At 70.8% G+C, this 16327-nt stretch carries 14 protein-coding genes; 6 read left to right on the forward strand and 8 right to left on the reverse strand.

Annotated elements, in window-relative coordinates:
* Window positions 1-36: 36 nt before the first annotated feature.
* The 6 genes from SJY14_RS00080 to SJY14_RS00105 form a co-directional block, all read right to left on the reverse strand.
* Entirely contained in the window at window positions 37-1257 is a 1221-nt protein-coding gene (locus tag SJY14_RS00080) for an ROK family protein (protein ID WP_396599416.1), read from the reverse strand.
* A 99-nt stretch (window positions 1258-1356) separates the two neighbouring features.
* On the reverse strand, window positions 1357-3639 hold the full coding sequence (gene yicI, locus SJY14_RS00085; protein WP_396599417.1) for an alpha-xylosidase: 2283 nt from the start codon (window positions 3637-3639) through the stop codon (window positions 1357-1359).
* A 25-nt stretch (window positions 3640-3664) separates the two neighbouring features.
* Window positions 3665-4579: a carbohydrate ABC transporter permease gene (locus tag SJY14_RS00090; protein ID WP_071257146.1), complete on the reverse strand. Its 915-nt coding sequence runs from the start codon at window positions 4577-4579 to the stop codon at window positions 3665-3667.
* Entirely contained in the window at window positions 4579-5577 is a 999-nt protein-coding gene (locus SJY14_RS00095; RefSeq protein ID WP_396599418.1) for a carbohydrate ABC transporter permease, read from the reverse strand. Before SJY14_RS00095 ends, SJY14_RS00090 begins: the two co-directional genes overlap by 1 nt.
* Window positions 5578-5579: 2 nt before the next feature.
* Window positions 5580-6875, reverse strand: a complete 1296-nt coding sequence (locus SJY14_RS00100) for an ABC transporter substrate-binding protein (protein ID WP_396599419.1) — start codon at window positions 6873-6875, stop codon at window positions 5580-5582.
* A gap of 135 nt (window positions 6876-7010) precedes the next feature.
* The gene (locus tag SJY14_RS00105; RefSeq protein ID WP_396599420.1) at window positions 7011-8027 is read right to left on the reverse strand and encodes a LacI family DNA-binding transcriptional regulator; all 1017 of its coding nucleotides are present in this window, start codon (window positions 8025-8027) and stop codon (window positions 7011-7013) included.
* Between the two features lie 228 nt (window positions 8028-8255).
* Between SJY14_RS00105 and xylA the strand changes: the two genes are divergently transcribed.
* The 5 genes from xylA (at window position 8256) to SJY14_RS00130 (ending at window position 14181) form a co-directional block, all read left to right on the forward strand.
* A complete protein-coding gene (gene xylA / locus SJY14_RS00110; RefSeq protein ID WP_043593145.1) occupies window positions 8256-9446 on the forward strand; it encodes a xylose isomerase in 1191 nt (396 codons plus the stop codon).
* 126 nt (window positions 9447-9572) lie between these two features.
* Window positions 9573-10709 carry a glycosyltransferase gene (locus SJY14_RS00115; protein ID WP_071257152.1) on the forward strand — a complete coding sequence of 379 codons (1137 nt, stop codon included), beginning with the start codon at window positions 9573-9575 and terminating at the stop codon, window positions 10707-10709.
* Between the two features lie 60 nt (window positions 10710-10769).
* The gene (locus tag SJY14_RS00120; RefSeq protein ID WP_071257153.1) at window positions 10770-11462 is read left to right on the forward strand and encodes a TetR/AcrR family transcriptional regulator; all 693 of its coding nucleotides are present in this window, start codon (window positions 10770-10772) and stop codon (window positions 11460-11462) included.
* The gene (locus SJY14_RS00125) at window positions 11459-12181 is read left to right on the forward strand and encodes a hypothetical protein (RefSeq protein ID WP_396599421.1); all 723 of its coding nucleotides are present in this window, start codon (window positions 11459-11461) and stop codon (window positions 12179-12181) included. Before SJY14_RS00120 ends, SJY14_RS00125 begins: the two co-directional genes overlap by 4 nt.
* Window positions 12178-14181: a YhgE/Pip family protein gene (locus tag SJY14_RS00130; RefSeq protein ID WP_396599422.1), complete on the forward strand. Its 2004-nt coding sequence runs from the start codon at window positions 12178-12180 to the stop codon at window positions 14179-14181. Before SJY14_RS00125 ends, SJY14_RS00130 begins: the two co-directional genes overlap by 4 nt.
* Before the next feature lie 90 nt (window positions 14182-14271).
* On the opposite strand, the gene SJY14_RS00135 is transcribed toward SJY14_RS00130, so the two are convergent.
* Entirely contained in the window at window positions 14272-14688 is a 417-nt protein-coding gene (locus SJY14_RS00135; RefSeq protein WP_071257196.1) for a DUF3151 domain-containing protein, read from the reverse strand.
* A 67-nt stretch (window positions 14689-14755) separates the two neighbouring features.
* Window positions 14756-15400, reverse strand: coding sequence for an RNA methyltransferase (locus SJY14_RS00140; RefSeq protein WP_071257156.1), 645 nt, complete (start codon window positions 15398-15400; stop codon window positions 14756-14758).
* A gap of 73 nt (window positions 15401-15473) precedes the next feature.
* On the opposite strand from SJY14_RS00140, the gene SJY14_RS00145 reads away from it, so the two are divergent.
* Window positions 15474-16286: an HAD-IIA family hydrolase gene (locus SJY14_RS00145; RefSeq protein WP_396599423.1), complete on the forward strand. Its 813-nt coding sequence runs from the start codon at window positions 15474-15476 to the stop codon at window positions 16284-16286.
* Window positions 16287-16327 lie beyond the last annotated feature (41 nt).

Raw genomic sequence — 16327 nt, forward strand, 5'->3', positions numbered from 1 at the left:
TTACTTCGTGGCGGGTCGAACGCCACGAGGACGACATCAGGAGGCGCGGGTCACGGACGCCGGGTCGGCCAAGACGGCGGCGAAAGCCAGCTCGGCGGCCCCGATGGTCAATCGGTCCACGCCGAGGGCGGCACGGGTGATGCGGACGTCGTCGCGGGCACCGGGCAACGACTGGCTGCGAACCCGATCGGCGAGCCGGCCGGGGTCGGCCGCGTGCAGCGATCCGAGGAAGCCGCCGAGCACGATCAGCTCGGGGTTGAACGAGTTGACGACGCCCCGGAGGGCGACGGCCAGGAAGTCGATCTGGCGCCGGACCTCGACGGCCACGGACGAACCGGGCTCGGCACCGGCGAGCGCCGCGTCGAGCTGGTCGGCCTGACCGCGGTCGAGCCCCGTGACGGCGAGCAGGCGGGCCTGCCCGACCTCGGTCTCGAGGCAGCCCACGGCGCCGCAGTGGCAGAGCTGGCCGACCGAGTTCACGAGGGTGTGCCCGATCTCTCCGGCGAAACCGCCGACGCCGGTCACCGGGCTGCCACCGATCAGGACTCCCCCGCCGACGCCGCTCGCACCGCCGTTCAGGAACACGAGGTCGTCGACGCCCCGCCCGGCTCCGAAGCGCCCCTCGGCGACCGCACCGAGCGACGCGTCGTTGGCGGCCCGCGTCGGCAACCCGGTCGCGGACGCGACGACCGCCGCGAACGGCTCGTCGGTCCAGCCCAGGTGCGGGGCGAGGCGCACTACTCCCCCGTCGGAGCCGACCAGGCCGGGCACCGCGAGACCGACCCCGAGCACCCGCACGTCAGGAGACAGCGCGGTGGTCCGCAGCTCGTCGATCACCTCGGCGGCGAGCGCCGCGGCCTGGGGCGCGCTGGGCACCCCGACGGTCTCGCGGCGGACGCGGTGCTGCACGACGCCGTCGAGCCCCACGGCCCCGACCGTGACGGCGTCGATCTCGGGGTTGACCGCGATGGCGACGACGCGTGGACTCGGCGCCACGACCGGGCTCGGACGCCCGACCCGGTTGGTGCCGACCGGGTCGGTCTCGACGACGAGCCCCAGGTCGACGAGTTCGCCCACGAGCGCCGCGATCGTCGAGCGGTTCAGGCCGGTCGCCTGGGTAAGGGCCGATCGCGACGTGGCCCCGTCGGTGTGGACGATGCCGAGGACCGTCGCGAGGTTGTCGCGCCGGACCCGGTCGAACCGAGCACCGAGATCGGGACCCGCCGCGGTCTCACCGCTTCCTTGCTGTGTCGACACGCCCCGCCCCTCCGTCGGTCGAGGCTACCTCCACCTCGACGGGCGGCGCGTCGACGGGGCCCGTGCCGCCCGTCACGGCGCCGTCCGTCGACTCCGGCGTCAGACCTCGTCGACGCGCCAGCCGGTGGCGGCGGTCTCGACCGACACCGCGCCTCCTGACCGCGTGACGACGAAGTCGGCGGACTCGCCCGTGGGCGTCGTCACCGTGAGCGAGCGGCTGCCGTCGCCCCCGGGGAACACCTTGAGCACGAGACCGTCGAGGTAGTCGTGGTCGGGGCGGTCGTCCCGCGCGCCGACCGGGATCACCGCCCCCTCGCGCACGTAGAGCGGCAGGCTCAGCACGTCGTGCCGCTCGGTGCGCCAGGTGCCCGAGCCCGCGTCGACGACCTCACCGGTGAACCAGTTCGTCCAGCGTCCGGCCGGCAGGTAGACCTCGACGGTGCCGTCGGCCGAGAAGACCGGCGCGACGAGCAGGTCGTCGCCGAGCAGGTACTGCGTGTCCACGTGGGCGGCGCCTCGGTCGTCGGGGAAGGCCAGGGCCATCGGACGCATGACCGGCAGCCCCGAGCGCGACGACTCGAGCCCGGCGGCGTACAGGTAGGGCATGAGCGACAGCTTCAGCTTCGTGAAGCGCCGGGTGACCTCGACCGCCTCGTCGTCGAACGCCCACGGCACCCGGTACGACGAGCTGCCGTGGAACCGGCTGTGGCTCGACAGCAGGCCGAAGGCCGTCCACCGCTTGTAGACCTCGGCGTCGGGGGTCCCCTCGAAGCCGCCGATGTCGTGGCTCCAGAACGAGAAGCCGCTCATGGCCAGGGACAGTCCGCCGCGGAGGGTCTCGGCCATCGACTCGAAGGTCGACGTCGAGTCGCCACCCCAGTGCACGGGAAGCGCCTGACCGCCCGTCGTCGCCGAACGGGCGAAGACGACCGCGTCACCCTCGCCGCGTACCTCCTCGAGCACCTCGAAGACCGCCTGGTTGTAGAGCTGCGTGTACCAGTTGTGCATGCGCTCGGGGTCGGAGCCGTCGTGCCAGACGACGTCGGTGGGGATGCGCTCGCCGAAGTCGGTCTTGAACGCGTCGACGCCCTGGGCCTGCAGCCGACGCAGGTGGCCCTGGAACCAGGCCGTCGCCTCGGGGTTCGTGAAGTCGACCAGCCCCATGCCCGCCTGCCAGAGATCCCACTGCCAGACGCTGCCGTCGGGGTTCTTCACGAGGTACCCGGCGTCGGCCGCCTCGCGGAACAGCGTCGAGCGCTGCCCGATGTAGGGATTGATCCAGACGCAGACGCGCAGGTCCCGGTCGTGCAGCCGGGCGAGCATGCCCTCGGGGTCGGGGAAGACGCGAGGGTCCCACTCGAAGTCGCACCACCGGAACTCGCGCATCCAGAAGCAGTCGAAGTGGAACACGCTGATCGGCATGTCGCGGCGGGCCATCTCGTCGACGAAGCCCGTCACCGTCGCCTCGTCGTAGTCGGTCGTGAACGACGTCGACAGCCACAAGCCGTACGACCAGGCCGGCACGTGGGCCGGTCGACCGGTCAGGCGCGTGTAGCGGTCGAGCACGTCGGCCGGGGTCGGGCCGGCGATCACCAGGTAGCGCAGGGTCTCGCCCGCCACCGAGAACTGCACCCGCTCGACCGACTCGGAGCCGATCTCGTACGACACGTGGCCCGGGTGGTCGACGAGGACGCCGTACCCGCGGTTCGTCACGTAGAACGGCACGTTCTTGTAGGCCTGCTCGCTCGAGGTGCCGCCGTCGGCGTTCCAGACGTCGACCGTCTGGCCGTTCTTGACCAACGGGCCGAACCGCTCGCCGAGGCCGTAGACGAGCTCGCCGACACCGAGCGAGAGCTGCTGGGAGACGTAGCTCGGGGCGAGGACGCGCCCGGTTCCGGCCCGGGCGTTGCCGAGCATAGCCCCGTCGACCTGCGCGTCGGCGGCCACCCGGTGGTAGCCGACCGACTTGTGGCCCGAGCGGGTGAGCACGGTCTCGCCGTCGCGGAACGTCAGGTCGAACGGCGCACCGGGACCGACCGTGGCGGTGAGGCGTCCCGAGGTCAGGGTCGCGCCTCCTTCGCTCGTCTCGACGACCCCCACTCCGGCCGGGCCGCCCTCGGAACCCACCAGGTCGAACCCGATCTCGTCGCGACCACCGGCGAAGTGCGTGACGTCGACGGCGATGACGCCCTCCATCGGCGAGCTCAGCGCGACGGTCAGCGTCGGGCGGTTGAGGGTGTCGCCTCGCGAGGCGATCACCTTGGTGGGCGCGGTGACCTCGATCGAGCGTCCGTCCGCCCGGGCCTCGACGTCGTGGACCTCCTGGGCGAAGAGGGACTCGACCCCCGGGCGGATCTGCCAGAAACCGTCGGTGAACTTCATGTGGAGCCTTTCGGGGTGGAACGCGTCACTTGACCGCGCCGGCCGTGATGCCGCGGGTCAGGGTGCGCTGGAAGATCAGGAAGAAGACGAGCGTGGGGATCAACCCGAGCAGGGCCGACGCGCTCGTCGTGGTGACGTCCATCAGCCGGTCGCCCTGCAGGGCGGTGATGGCGACGGGAACCGTCTGGTTGCCGTTCGACACCAGGAAGGTGAGCGGGATGAGGAACTCGTTCCACGTCCAGATGAAGAAGAAGATCGCGAGCACCGACAGGGTCGGCCGACTGATCGGCACGATGACCCGCCAGAGGATCTGCCACCGACTCGCCCCGTCGAGCGACGCCGCCTCGAGCACCTCTTTCGGGAACGTGCCGTAGACGCTCGAGAGCAGGTAGGTGCCGAAGGCGCTCTGGATCACCGTGAAGATGATGATGACCGCCCAGATGTTGTCGTAGAGGCCCACCTGCTTGAACATGAAGTACAGCGGGTAGAGCAGAGCCTCTTGGGGCAGCATGTTGGCCAGCAGGAACAGCACGATGATCCAGGTGCGGCCGCGGACCCGCCCGATGCCGAGCGCGTAGGCGTTGAACACCGAGATGACCACGGCGAACAGGGCGACCAGCCCGGCGATCACGAAGCTGTTCCAGAGCTTGGCGGGGAACTCGACGCGGTTCCAGAAGTCGACGAGGCCGTCGAAGTACAGCGACGTCGGCAGGCTGAGCGGCCCTCCGGTCGTGTAGTCGGCGGGCGACTTGAACGAGTTGACGAGGATCAACAGGAACGGCAGGGCGATCAGCACGCCGAAGGCGATCGCCGCGACGAGGATCAGCCAGTCGGTGGCCGTCTTCTTGCGCCCCCGTCTGTTCGCCTTCGGGAGGCGCGGGCTGGGCACCGCGGGACGGATGCGGTCGTCTTTCACCGGCGGCACGACGGTCGTGGCCATCAACGTTCCCTCTCTGCTCGTTCGACCCGGTTCTGTGCCCGGATGAAGAAGATCGTGATGACGACGATGACGAGCGTCAGCGCCGTCGCGATGGTCGCGCCGTAGCCGACCTGCTGACTCTGGAAGAACTCGCTGTAGGCGTAGTAGCTCGGCACGATGGTCGAGTCGCCGGGGCCGCCGCGGGTCAGGGCGTAGATCGGCCCGAACACCTTGAGCGCGGCGATCGTGCAGGTCAGCACGACGACGAAGATCTCGGGACGGATGATGCTCACCGTGATCGCCCGGAACCGCTGGAACCAGCCGGCACCGTCGAGTTCGGCCGCCTCGTACAGCTCGGGGTCGACCCGTTGCAGCGCGGCCATGAAGATGACGACGGGATAGCCGAGCTGCACCCAGACCATCACCACCATGATGCTGAGCAGGGCGGTGTCGGGACTTCCGAGCCAGTTGTGCTGCAGGGCGCCCAGCCCCACCGCGTCGAGCACGGTGTTCAGCGCACCGTTCTCTGGTCGGAGTATCCAGCCGATGACGATCGCGGCGATCGCCACGGGCAGGATCTGCGGCAGGTAGTAGGTCGCCCGCAGGAACGACGCGAGACGGCCGCCGAACTTGCGGCCGATGAGGTCGAAGAGCATCGCCGCGAGCAGCAGGCCCAGCACCGTGGGGACGACCACCATCGCGATGATGAGGAAGACGCTGTTGAGGAAGGACGTCCAGAACCGGTCGTCGCTCATCAGCTCCCGCCAGTTGTCGAGCCCGGCCCAGGTCGGCGGACGGATGCCGCGGTAGTCGGTGAAGCTGAGGTAGACGTTCCAGATCAGCGGGACCAGGATCACGACGGTGAACAGGACGAAGCCCGGGATCAGGTACAGCCAGAAGCCCGCGCGGCGGGCTCCGGGGAGGAGGCTCTCCTCCGGCGGGAGGGCCGACGGCGTGCGTCGACCCTCCCGACGGGGGCGCGCCTCCCCGGCACCGGGGCGGGTGTCGAGGGAGGTCACGGCTACTTCCCGGTGATGTCGTCGACGCCGCTCTGGTACTGGTCGCCCAGGGTGGTCAGCATCTCGTCCGGTGTGGCCGTGCCGTTGACGAGCTCTTGCGTGCCCGCGACCAGCTGGTCGTAGAAGGTCGGCGTGGGCCAGTCCGGGTAGAACGCCAGGCCGTCGCGGTCGAGCAGGGTGTTGAAGTTGGCGATCAGCTCCTGGCTCTTCGGGTCGGTGATGTCGGCGGGGTCGGCCTTCACCGGCACGCCACCGTTGTTGCCGATCAGGTTCTGGATCTCGGGGCGCATCGTGATGTCGATGAACTCGTACGCGAGGTCCTTGTTGGCCGCGTTCTCGGGGACGACCCAGAGGTTGCCGCCCGAACCCGGCGCCATCTCGCTGCCGGGGAAGAGGAACGTGCCCCAGTCGAAGGTGGCCTCGTCGGCGACGCGACCGGCCCACCAGCTTCCCGAGACCATGATCGGCGCCCCGCCGCTCATGAACGTGGTGCCCATGTCTTCCGCCTTGATGCCGGTGACGTCCTTCGAGATCCACCCGTTGTCGACGTACTCCTTCAGCTTGTCGGCGGCGTAGCTCAGCTCGGGGCCCTGCCAGTCGACGTCGCCCTCGTAGAGCTGGTAGTCGTCGACGAACGAGCGGTCGGCCTTGGAGAGGGCCAGCTGGTAGAAGAGCTGGCCGAGCGGGTACTCGCCGCCGGCCTCGGCGAGCGGCGTGATGCCCGCGTCGGTGAAGGTCTGCAGGGCCGTCTCGAACTCGTCGTAGGTCGTGGGCACGGCGATGCCCTGCTCGGCGAAGGCGTCCTTGTTGTAGAACACCTCGACGTACTCGCCGTAGTTCGGGATGCCGTACCAGCTGCCCGACCCCATGACGCCTCTCTCGTCGTACTTCGAGGTCGTGGCGATCGACGGGGCGAGGTCGTCGTCCCAGCCGTACTCGTCGACGGCGTCGTCCAGGTCGGCGAGGAGCCCCTGGCTCGCGAGCAGGCCCGCCGTCGCGTTGCCCTTGTTGTACTCGAGGATGTCGGGCGCCTCGTTCGAGTTGAGGACCTGGCTGGCGGTCGAGCGGATCTGCTCGAAGCTCTTCTCCTCGAACTCGACCTTCGCGCCGGTCTCTTCTTCGAAGGTCTTGATGGCCTGGTCCCAGGCGATGCCCATCGCGCTGGTCTCGCTCTCGAAGTGCCAGAGCTTCAACACGTTGGGGTCGGAGGACCCTCCGCTGCCGGCCGAGCAGCCGGTCAGCAGGGCCGCGGTGGCCGCGAGGGCCGTCCCGACGGCGACGATGCGTCGTTTCTTCATGGTGTCTACTTCCTCGTAGAGGCCCCGTGTCGATGGTCGAAGCGTTTCGACGATCGACGCGGAGCGATGTGATCTGAGCGTCGGATGACGGTGGTGCGGATGGTGCGGTGGTGCGGGTGGTGCGGTCGGTGGGGTTCAGGAGGCGCGGGTCGGCCCGGAGACCGAGCCCTTCGCCAGGTAGGTGGGCGCGATCAACTCGACGCCCGTGTCGAGACGGCCGTCGATCCGCTCGAAGGCGGCCTCGACCGCCCGCGAGCACATCTCGTCGATCGGCAGCGGGATGGTGTCGAGGGCCGGCTCGAACTCGTCGGCGGGGTAGCTGGCACAGGCCGCCAGCACCGAGAGGTCGCGGGGTATCTCGAGACCGAGACGCCGGACGTGCTGGAGGACGGCCTCGGCGGTGGGCTCGCTGCAGTGCAGGACGAGCGCGGTCATGCCCGGCAGTCTCTCGCGGAGGTCGTCGAACGCCCGGACGGCCGAGGCCCGCCCGAGGTCCGCCGCCACGGTCAGCGTCTCGACGCCGCGGCCATCGGCACGGGTGGCGAAGGCGTCGTCGAAGCGACGGATGAAGCCGGTGTCACGCTCGCCGTACGAAGCCGGGTGGCCGATGACGCCGATCGACCGGTGCCCCGCGTCGGCCAGACGGTCGACGCTCTCGGCGGCCGCGGCGGCGAAGTCGAGGTCGATGCACGCGAGGTCGTCGACGCCTTGCGGGATGCCGATGAAGCCGGCCGGCAGGTCGAGCTCGCGGACGAGGTCGACGCGTTCGTCGACGGTCGCCACGCCGATCGCGACGACGCCGTCGACGAGCGAGCTCGAGGCCACGCGCCGGATGCCGGACACCTCGTCGTCGGTGGCGAGCAGCAGCACGTCGTAGTCACGACGACGAGCCGCCTCGACGACGGCGGTGACGAACCGCATCTGGGTGGGCTGATGGTTGTCGGGCCGGATCGGCGCGCTGAGCGCCAGGATGTTGGTCCGGGCACCGGCCAGCATGCGGGCTCCGGCATGCGGCCGGTAGCCGAGCCGCTCGACGGCGTCGGTGACCCGCTGCCGCGTCGACGCAGCGATCGACCGCTTGCCCGACAGGGCGTACGAGACCGTCGAGATCGACACACCGGCGGCCTGGGCCACGTCGTGGATCGTCGTCATGATGACCTCGCTGTCGGTTGTCGAACTGGTGCGGAAGCGCTTCGACTGCCGCGGGTCGAGACACTACGACAGCCGCGGCGCGGCGCGCAAGTCTTTTGTGGGACCCCGCGACAAATGATCTTCGCCCCTTCCGTACTGCCCGGGGAAGGGATATGTTGAGGCTCACAACATTCGCGTCGAGGCGGGACCGCCCGACGCGATCGAAGCTCGACCCTGGAAGGGACACCGATGTCCACCACCCCCACCCGCGAAGACAAGTTCTCGTTCGGCCTCTGGACGATCGGCTACAACGGCTCGGACCCCTTCGGCGGCCCGACCCGCCCCCAGCTCGACGTGGTCGAGGCCGTCGAGAACCTCGACCGCCTCGGCGCCTACGGACTGACCTTCCACGACGACGACCTGTTCGCCTTCGGCTCGACCGACGCCGAACGGCAGAAGCAGATCGACCGCCTCAAGGGCGCGCTCGACGCGACCGGCATCGTCGTGCCCATGGTCACCACGAACCTCTTCAGCGCACCCGTCTTCAAGGACGGCGGCTTCACGTCGAACGACCGCGGCGTCCGTCGCTTCGCCCTGCGCAAGGTGTTGCGCAACATCGACCTCGCCGCCGAGCTCGGCGCGAAGACCTTCGTCATGTGGGGTGGCCGTGAGGGTGCCGAGTACGACAGCGCCAAGGACGTGCAGGCCGCCCTCTCGCGCTACAAAGAGGGTGTCGACATGCTCTCGCAGTACGTGCTCGACAAGGGCTACGACCTGCGCTTCGCGATCGAGCCCAAGCCCAACGAGCCCCGCGGCGACATCCTGCTGCCGACCCTCGGTCACGCGATCGCGTTCATCGAGACGCTCGAGCACCCCGAGATGGCCGGCGTGAACCCCGAGGTCGGCCACGAGCAGATGGCCGGGCTGAACTTCACGGCCGGCATCGCCCAGGCGCTGTACCAGGGCAAGCTCTTCCACATCGACCTCAACGGTCAGCGCGGCATCAAGTACGACCAGGACCTCGTGTTCGGCCACGGCGACCTCCAGAACGCCTTCTCGCTCGTCGACCTGCTCGAGCACGGTTCGCCCCAGGGCGGACCGACCTACGACGGCCCGCGTCACTTCGACTACAAGCCCTCGCGCACCGAGACGATCGACGGCGTGTGGGAGTCCGCGGCCGCCAACATGCGCATGTACCTGCTCCTCAAGGAGCGCGCGCAGGCCTTCCGCGCCGACCCCGAAGTGCAGGAGGCCCTGGTCGCCAGCCAGGTCGCCGAACTCTCGGTGAACACCCTCGCCGACGGCGAAGGCTACGAACAGCTCCTCGCCGACCGCGCCTCCTACGAGGACTTCGACGCCGACGCCCACTTCGGCGGACACGGCTACGGCTTCGTGCGCCTGCAGCAGCTCGCCCTCGAACACCTGATGGGCGCTCGCTAGACGACCCACCTGCCGAACGGTCACGACTCGCCGCTCACGTCCGGACGTGAGCGGCGAGTCGCGTCTTCTCGACCCGGCGTCAGGGTGCGCTACCGTGCTGAGCACCCCGACCGAACGGACACCCGAATGCCCGCACGCCCCCGTCGCCGTCCGAACGCCCGCCCCTCCGTCGCCGTCATCGGCACCCGCGGCTATCCCAGCTACTACGGCGGGTTCGAGACCGCGGTGCGCCGGATCGCCCCCGCCCTGGTCGACGCCGGCTGGGACGTCACGGTCTACGGTCGCGACGGGTCGACGCGCGACGACGACCCCGCCCGCGACCGTCGCGTGACCTCCCGCCTGACGAAGGGCGTCGAGAGCAAGTCCCTCAGCACCCTGAGCTACGGCCTCACCGCCGTGCTCGACGCCCTCGTTCGGCGGCCCGACGCGGCCCTCGTGATGAACGTGGCCAACGGCTTCTGGTTGCCCCTGCTGAGGCTGCGGGGCATCCCCGTGCTGGTCAACGTCGACGGCATCGAGTGGGAGCGCGCCAAGTGGGGGCGCGCGGCCAAGACCGTGTTCCGTCTCGGAGCCAAGGCCAGCGCACGCTTCGCGAACGGGTTGATCTGCGACGCCCGCGAGATCGTCCGGCGCTGGCAGGCCGACTTCGGGGTGGACGGCCTGTTCATCCCCTACGGTGGCGACCCGGTCCGCGACCTGCCGGTCGAGCCGGGCCAACGACACCGCGGGTACGCCCTCGTCGTCGCGCGCTTCGTCCCCGAGAACACCGTGGTCGAGTTCGTCGAGGCGGCCCGCACGATCGCCGAGCGGCACGACGTCGTCATCGTCGGCTCGACCGGCTACGGCGGCGAACTCGACGAGCTAGTCCGCGCGCTGGCCGACGAGGACGACCGCGTGACCTGGCTCGGTCACGTCAGCGACGACGACCGTCTGCACGCCCTCTGGCAGCACGCCGGGGCCTACTTCCACGGCCACAGCGTCGGCGGCACGAACCCCGCGCTGGTGCAGGCGATGTTCGCGGGGGCGCCCGTCGTCGCGCGCGACACCGTCTACAACCGCGAGGTGCTCGACGGAGCCGGCACCCTGGTGGCGCCCGAGCCCGCCGCCATCGCCGCCGCCGTCACCGCGCTGCTCGACGACCCCGCCGAACAGCAGCGTCTCAGCGAGGCGGCCCTCGCTCGTGCCGCGGACGCCTACACCTGGCAGTCCGTCTGCGACGCCTACGAGGAGGCACTGCGAGCGACCCTGCCCCGCGCGCGCTGACCGACGACCGCGGTGCCGAAATAAGTTGCACAAAGGTGTGCAAGATCGTACGATCGGGTCATGCCTGCCGCCGATTCCCCCGTGCGCGCCGCCCGCGCACCACGCCGTGACGCCACCGCGAACCGCGATGCGCTGATCTCCGCCGCGGCGCTGCTGCTCAACCGCGACCCGTCCGTGTCGCTCGAGGCCATCGCCGCCGAGGCGGGCCTGTCGCGTCGCTCGGTCTACGGCCACTTCGCCACACGGGACGACCTGGTGCGCGAGGTCAGCCTGCGCGGTGCCGCCCGCATCGCGATCGCCGCGCGACCCGCCCCGATCGCGGACCCGGTCGTGCAGCTCGCCTCCCTGGCCGCCCTGCTCTGGGCCGAGGTCGAGCACGTGCGGGTCATGGCACAGCTGACCGTGCGCGGCCCCATGGCGCACGAGGTCGGCGAGGCCCTCGCCCCGCTGCGGAAGGCCGTGCGCGACGTCGTGCGCCGCGGCGTCGAGTCCGGACGCATGCGCGACGACATCGCTCCACGCACGCTCGCACACCTCGTCGAGGGGGCCGCCCTGTCGGTGCTCGACGAGGCGACGACGCAGCGACTCAGCCGCGCCGAGGGCCACCGACTCGTCATGCTCGCGGTGCTCGGCGTCGTCGGCCTCGACTGGCGCACCGCCGGAGACCTCGTCGCGACGGCCCCCGAACTCGCGCTCCCTCCCGAACAGGCGACCGGCGCCTCCTCGACTCCCCCCACCGGAGAACCCGCATGAGACTCGAACTGCACGACGTCGCGATCGGCGACGGCCCCGGGGCGGCCCTGCCCCCGCTCAGCGCGGTCGCCGACCGCTGGACCCCCGGCTTCGTGGCGGTCGAGACCGAGAACGCGCCCACCCTCGCGTCGCTCGTCGCGGGGGGTCGCATGCGCCCCGAGACCGGCCGGGTGACGGTCGACGGCCGGTCGGACGACGCGGCGATCCGCGCCTCCTTCGCCCTCGTCGACACCCCCACCGTCGCCGAACCGTTCGCGGCCCTCACGGTCGTGCAGGTCGCCCGAGAAGAACTCGCCCTCGCCGGGCTCCGCGCCGACAAGGACTCGGCTCGCCTGCTGCTCGACGAGATCGGCCTGCGCGAGCACGAGCGGACGCGCCTGAGCGCCCTGCCCACCGAGCTGCGCGTCCGCCTGCTCTGCGAACTGGCCGTGCTGCGCCCCGAGGTGCGCGGGCTGATCCTGACGACCCCCGAGCGTCACGGAGGTGACGTTGCCGCCTGGCTCTCGGTGGTGCACGACCTCGTCGGCCGCGACTACTCCGTGCTGACCATCACCGGGTTCGCGGCCCTCGCGACGATCGAGTCGCTGCCCACGCCCGAGTTCGCCCCGGCCGAGTCCGCCGCCGCGCCCGAGACCGACACCGACACCGCCCCTCCCTCCCCCGACGACACCGCGGTCGCCACCACCCCCGACACCTCCGTCGAAAGCGACCAGCCGTGAAGATCTACGCCCTCGTCCGTTCCGAGCTGCAGCGCCTCACCGCCACCCCGCTCGCCCGCCTGGCACTCGTCGCCCTGATGACCGTGCCGCTGCTCTACGGCGGCCTGTACCTCTGGGCCAACCAGGACCCCTACGCGAAGCTCGACCAGATCCCGGCCGCGCTCGTCAACACCGACGCCGGCACGACGGTCGACGGCGAGACCGTGAACTACGGCGACGAGGTCACCGACCAGATCACCGACGGCGGCGACTTCGACTGGCACGTCGTCTCGGCGGCCCAGGCCGCGGCCGGCCTGCGCGACCAGACCTACGACTTCACCTTCACGATCCCGAAGGGCTTCAGCGACGACCTGACCTCGGCGAGCGGCGACGACCCGAAGCGGGCCCAGATCACCCTCGCGACGAGCGACGTCAACAGCTACCTCTCGTCCACGATCGCCGAGCAGGCGGCGAAGACCATCCGCGCCTCGGTCACCGAGAAGGTCGGCAAGGAGGCGGCGGGCCGCCTGCTGGTGGGCCTCGCCGACGTGCGCACCAACCTGGGCAGCGCGGTCGACGGGGCGAACCAGCTCGTCGCCGGCACCGGCTCGGCCGTCGCCGGGGCGAACCAGCTGGCAGACGGGGCGGCCGACGCGGCGACCGGGGCCCACACCCTCGCCGACGGGACGAGCCAGCTCAGCTCGGGGGTGTCGGCGCTGGACACGGGGCTGCAGACCCTGAAGACCCAGACGACCAACCTGCCCGCGCAGACCCAGACCCTGGCGGACGGCGCCGCCCAGGTGGCGGCCGGCAACGACGCCCTGGCCACCGGCGTGGCCGATGCGGCCACGACGAGCGCGACGGCCGCGGCCGCCCTGCCCGCCGCCCAGCAGCAGGCGCAGCAGCAGATCGCCGAAGCCTTGAGACAGCAGGGGTACACCGACGAGCAGATCCAGCAGATCGCCGCGACCTTCGCCCCCGCGACCGAGTCGCTGACCACCGCCCTCCAGGACGCGAACACACAGATCCAGGGGCTGAACACCCAGGTGGGGCAGCTCGCCACGGGCGCCGACCAGGTCTCGACCGGTGCCGCGACCCTGGCCGCCGCCACGCCGGCCCTGACCCAGGGCATCTCGTCGGCCGCCACCGGCTCGTCACAGCTCGCCACGGGTGCGGCGAGCGCCGCCACGGGTGCCTCGACCCTCGCGACCGGTCTCGACACCCTGAGCAGCGGGTCGACCTCGCTGCGCGACGGCGTCGTCAGCCTCGACACCGGCACGACCCAGCTGCGCGACGGCCTGCAGAGCGGACTGGGCGAGATCCCCTCGAGCACCGAGCAGACGCGTGACGACCAGGCGAGCGCCATCAGCGACCCCGTCTCGGTGAAGGACGATGCGCTGACCAGCGCCGGCACCTACGGCGCGGGACTCGCCCCGTTCTTCATCAGCCTCGCGGCCTGGATCGGCATGTACGCGCTGTTCCTGATCGTGAAGCCGATCTCGAAGCGGGCCATCACGGCCGTCAAGGCCCCCGTACGCATCTCGCTGGCCGGCTGGCTGGCGCCGGTCGTGCTCGGGGTCGTGCAGATGGTCGCGCTCTACGTGATCGTCACGCAGGCACTCGGTTTCGAGGTCGCCCACCCGCTCGGGATGATCGGCCTGATGGCGCTGGCCTCGGCCGCCTTCGCGGCGATCATCATGACGCTCAACGTGTGGCTCGGCAGCGTCGGGCAGTTCCTCGGCCTCGTGCTGATGGTCGTGCAGCTCGTCACGGCCGGCGGCACCTTCCCGTGGCAGACCCTGCCGGCCCCCCTGGCAGCGCTGCACTTCGTGCTGCCGATGAGCTACGCCACCGACGGGCTGCGCCAGGTCATGTACGGCGGCAGCAGCGCCGCGGCCTGGGGTGACGCCGGTGTGCTGGCGGCCTGGCTGCTCGGCGCGCTCGTCCTGACCTGGGTGGCGACCTCCCGCATGACGCGGGCGCGGACTCTGCGCGACCTGCGGCCGTCACTGATCGGCTGAGGCCGGCGCGGCGGCGGCCGCCGTCGGGAACGCAGGAGGCGCGGGTCGGGTGACCCGCGCCTCCTGCGTTCTCGACGTCGGTCGCGCCGGTCAGCCCGCCTGGGCCTCGAGCGACGGCAGGACGCTCGGGTCGGCGTCGGCGAGGAACGTCGTCAGGCGCTCGACCTCGTCGGTCTCGCCGATGGCGACCGCCCCGCGCCGCAGGGCGAAGAGCGAGCGCAGCACGCCGCGGTTGGGCTCGTGCGACCACGGCACGGGGCCCTGGCCGCGCCAGCCCGCCTTGCGCAGGGCGTCGAGCCCACGGTGGTAGCCGACCCGGGCGTAGGCGTAGGCCTCGAGGTCGGCCCCGCGGGCGGCGGCCTCGTCGCTGAGTAGTGCCCAGGCCAGGGACGAGGTGGGGTGGGCCGTGACGACCTCGGCGGTGGTGAGGGTCTCGAGGTCGGCGACGACGGCGGGTTCGGCGGGCAGCCGGGTCTCGGGCACGCCGAGCAGGTTCGTGGAGGACATGGCGACCACGCTAGCGGCGGGGGCCGACGGAGGGCACTTCAGCGCGGACGGGCGGCGGCATCGTGGGTCAGAACCGGTGCTGGCGCACCCATTCGTGCATGACGATCGCGCCGGCTGCCGAGGCGTTGATGCTGCGCGTCGACCCGAACTGCGAGATCTCGATCACGGCGTCGGCCGCGGCGATCGACTCGGGGCTGAGTCCCGGCCCCTCTTGTCCGAACAGCAGGACGCAGCGCTCGGGCAGGGCGAAGGTCTCGATCGGCACCGACCCCTCGACGTTGTCGATCGCGAGCACGGGCAGGCCGGCCTCGCGCGCCCAGGCGATGAAGGCGGCGACGTCGGGGTGGTGCTGCACGTGCTGGTAGCGGTCGGTCACCATGGCCCCGCGCTTGTTCCACCGACGACGCCCGACGATGTGCACCGTGTCGGCAGCGAACGCGTTGGCGCTGCGGACGATGGAGCCGATGTTCATGTCGTGCTGCCAGTTCTCGACCGCGACGTGGAAGGGGTGACGGTGGGAGTCGATGTCGGAGACGATCGCCTCCATCGTCCAGTACCGGTAGCCGTCGATCACGTTGCGACGGTCGCCCTCGCGCAGCAGCTCGGGGTCCCAGTGGTCGCCCTCGGGCCAGGCCGCCTCCCCGCCGGGCCAGGGGCCGACGCCGTGCGTCGGCTCGTCGTTCGGCGGGGTCGGCGACTCGTCCTGGGGCATCGAACCAGGGTAGGCGGTGGGAGGAGGCGACCCGCGCCTCCTCGTCGTCAGGGCACCTCGCTAAGGTGACGGCATGGGCTCACGCGAAGACGTCGAATGCTGGCTGACCGACATGGACGGCGTGCTCGTCCACGAGAACCACGCGCTGCCCGGTGCCGCCGAGCTGATCCAGCAATGGCAAGACGAGGGCACGCCCTACCTGGTGCTGACGAACAACTCGATCTTCACCCCGCGCGACCTGGCGGCCCGTCTGCGCGCCTCGGGGCTGCACGTGCCCGAGGAGCGCATCTGGACGAGCGCCCTCGCCACCGCCGACTTCTGCCGGTCGCAGATGCCCGGCGGCTCGGCGTTCGTCATCGGCGAGGCCGGCATGACGACCGCCCTGCACGAGGCCGGGTTCATCATGACCGAGACCAACCCCGACTACGTGGTCGTGGGCGAGACCCGCAACTACTCGTTCGACTCGATCACCAAGGCCGTGCGGCTCATCCTCGGCGGTGCGCGCTTCATCGTCACGAACCCCGACGCCACGGGGCCGAGCGCCGACGGCGTGCTGCCGGCCACCGGGGCCATCGCCGCCATGATCTCGAAGGCGACCAACAAAGAGCCCTACGTCGTCGGCAAGCCCAACCCGATGATGTTCCGCTCGGCCATGAACCGCATCGGCGCGCACAGCGAGAACACCGCGATGATCGGCGACCGGATGGACACCGACATCATGGCCGGCATCGAGGCAGGGCTGCACACGATCCTCGTGATGACCGGCATTAGCGACCAGGCCGAGATCGACCGCTACCCGTTCCGGCCGAACGAGATCCTGTCGGGCGTGCACGAACTGGTCCGCAGCGAGCCGATCGAGTCCGACGTGGTGCCGGCCGAGGCCTAGGCCCCGCGGGGCCCCGCCCCCCGGAGGCGCGGGTCGCGTCG

This window comes from Frigoribacterium sp. R86507 (assembly GCF_044597695.1).
In the GTDB taxonomy this organism is placed as follows: Bacteria; Actinomycetota; Actinomycetes; order Actinomycetales; family Microbacteriaceae; genus Frigoribacterium.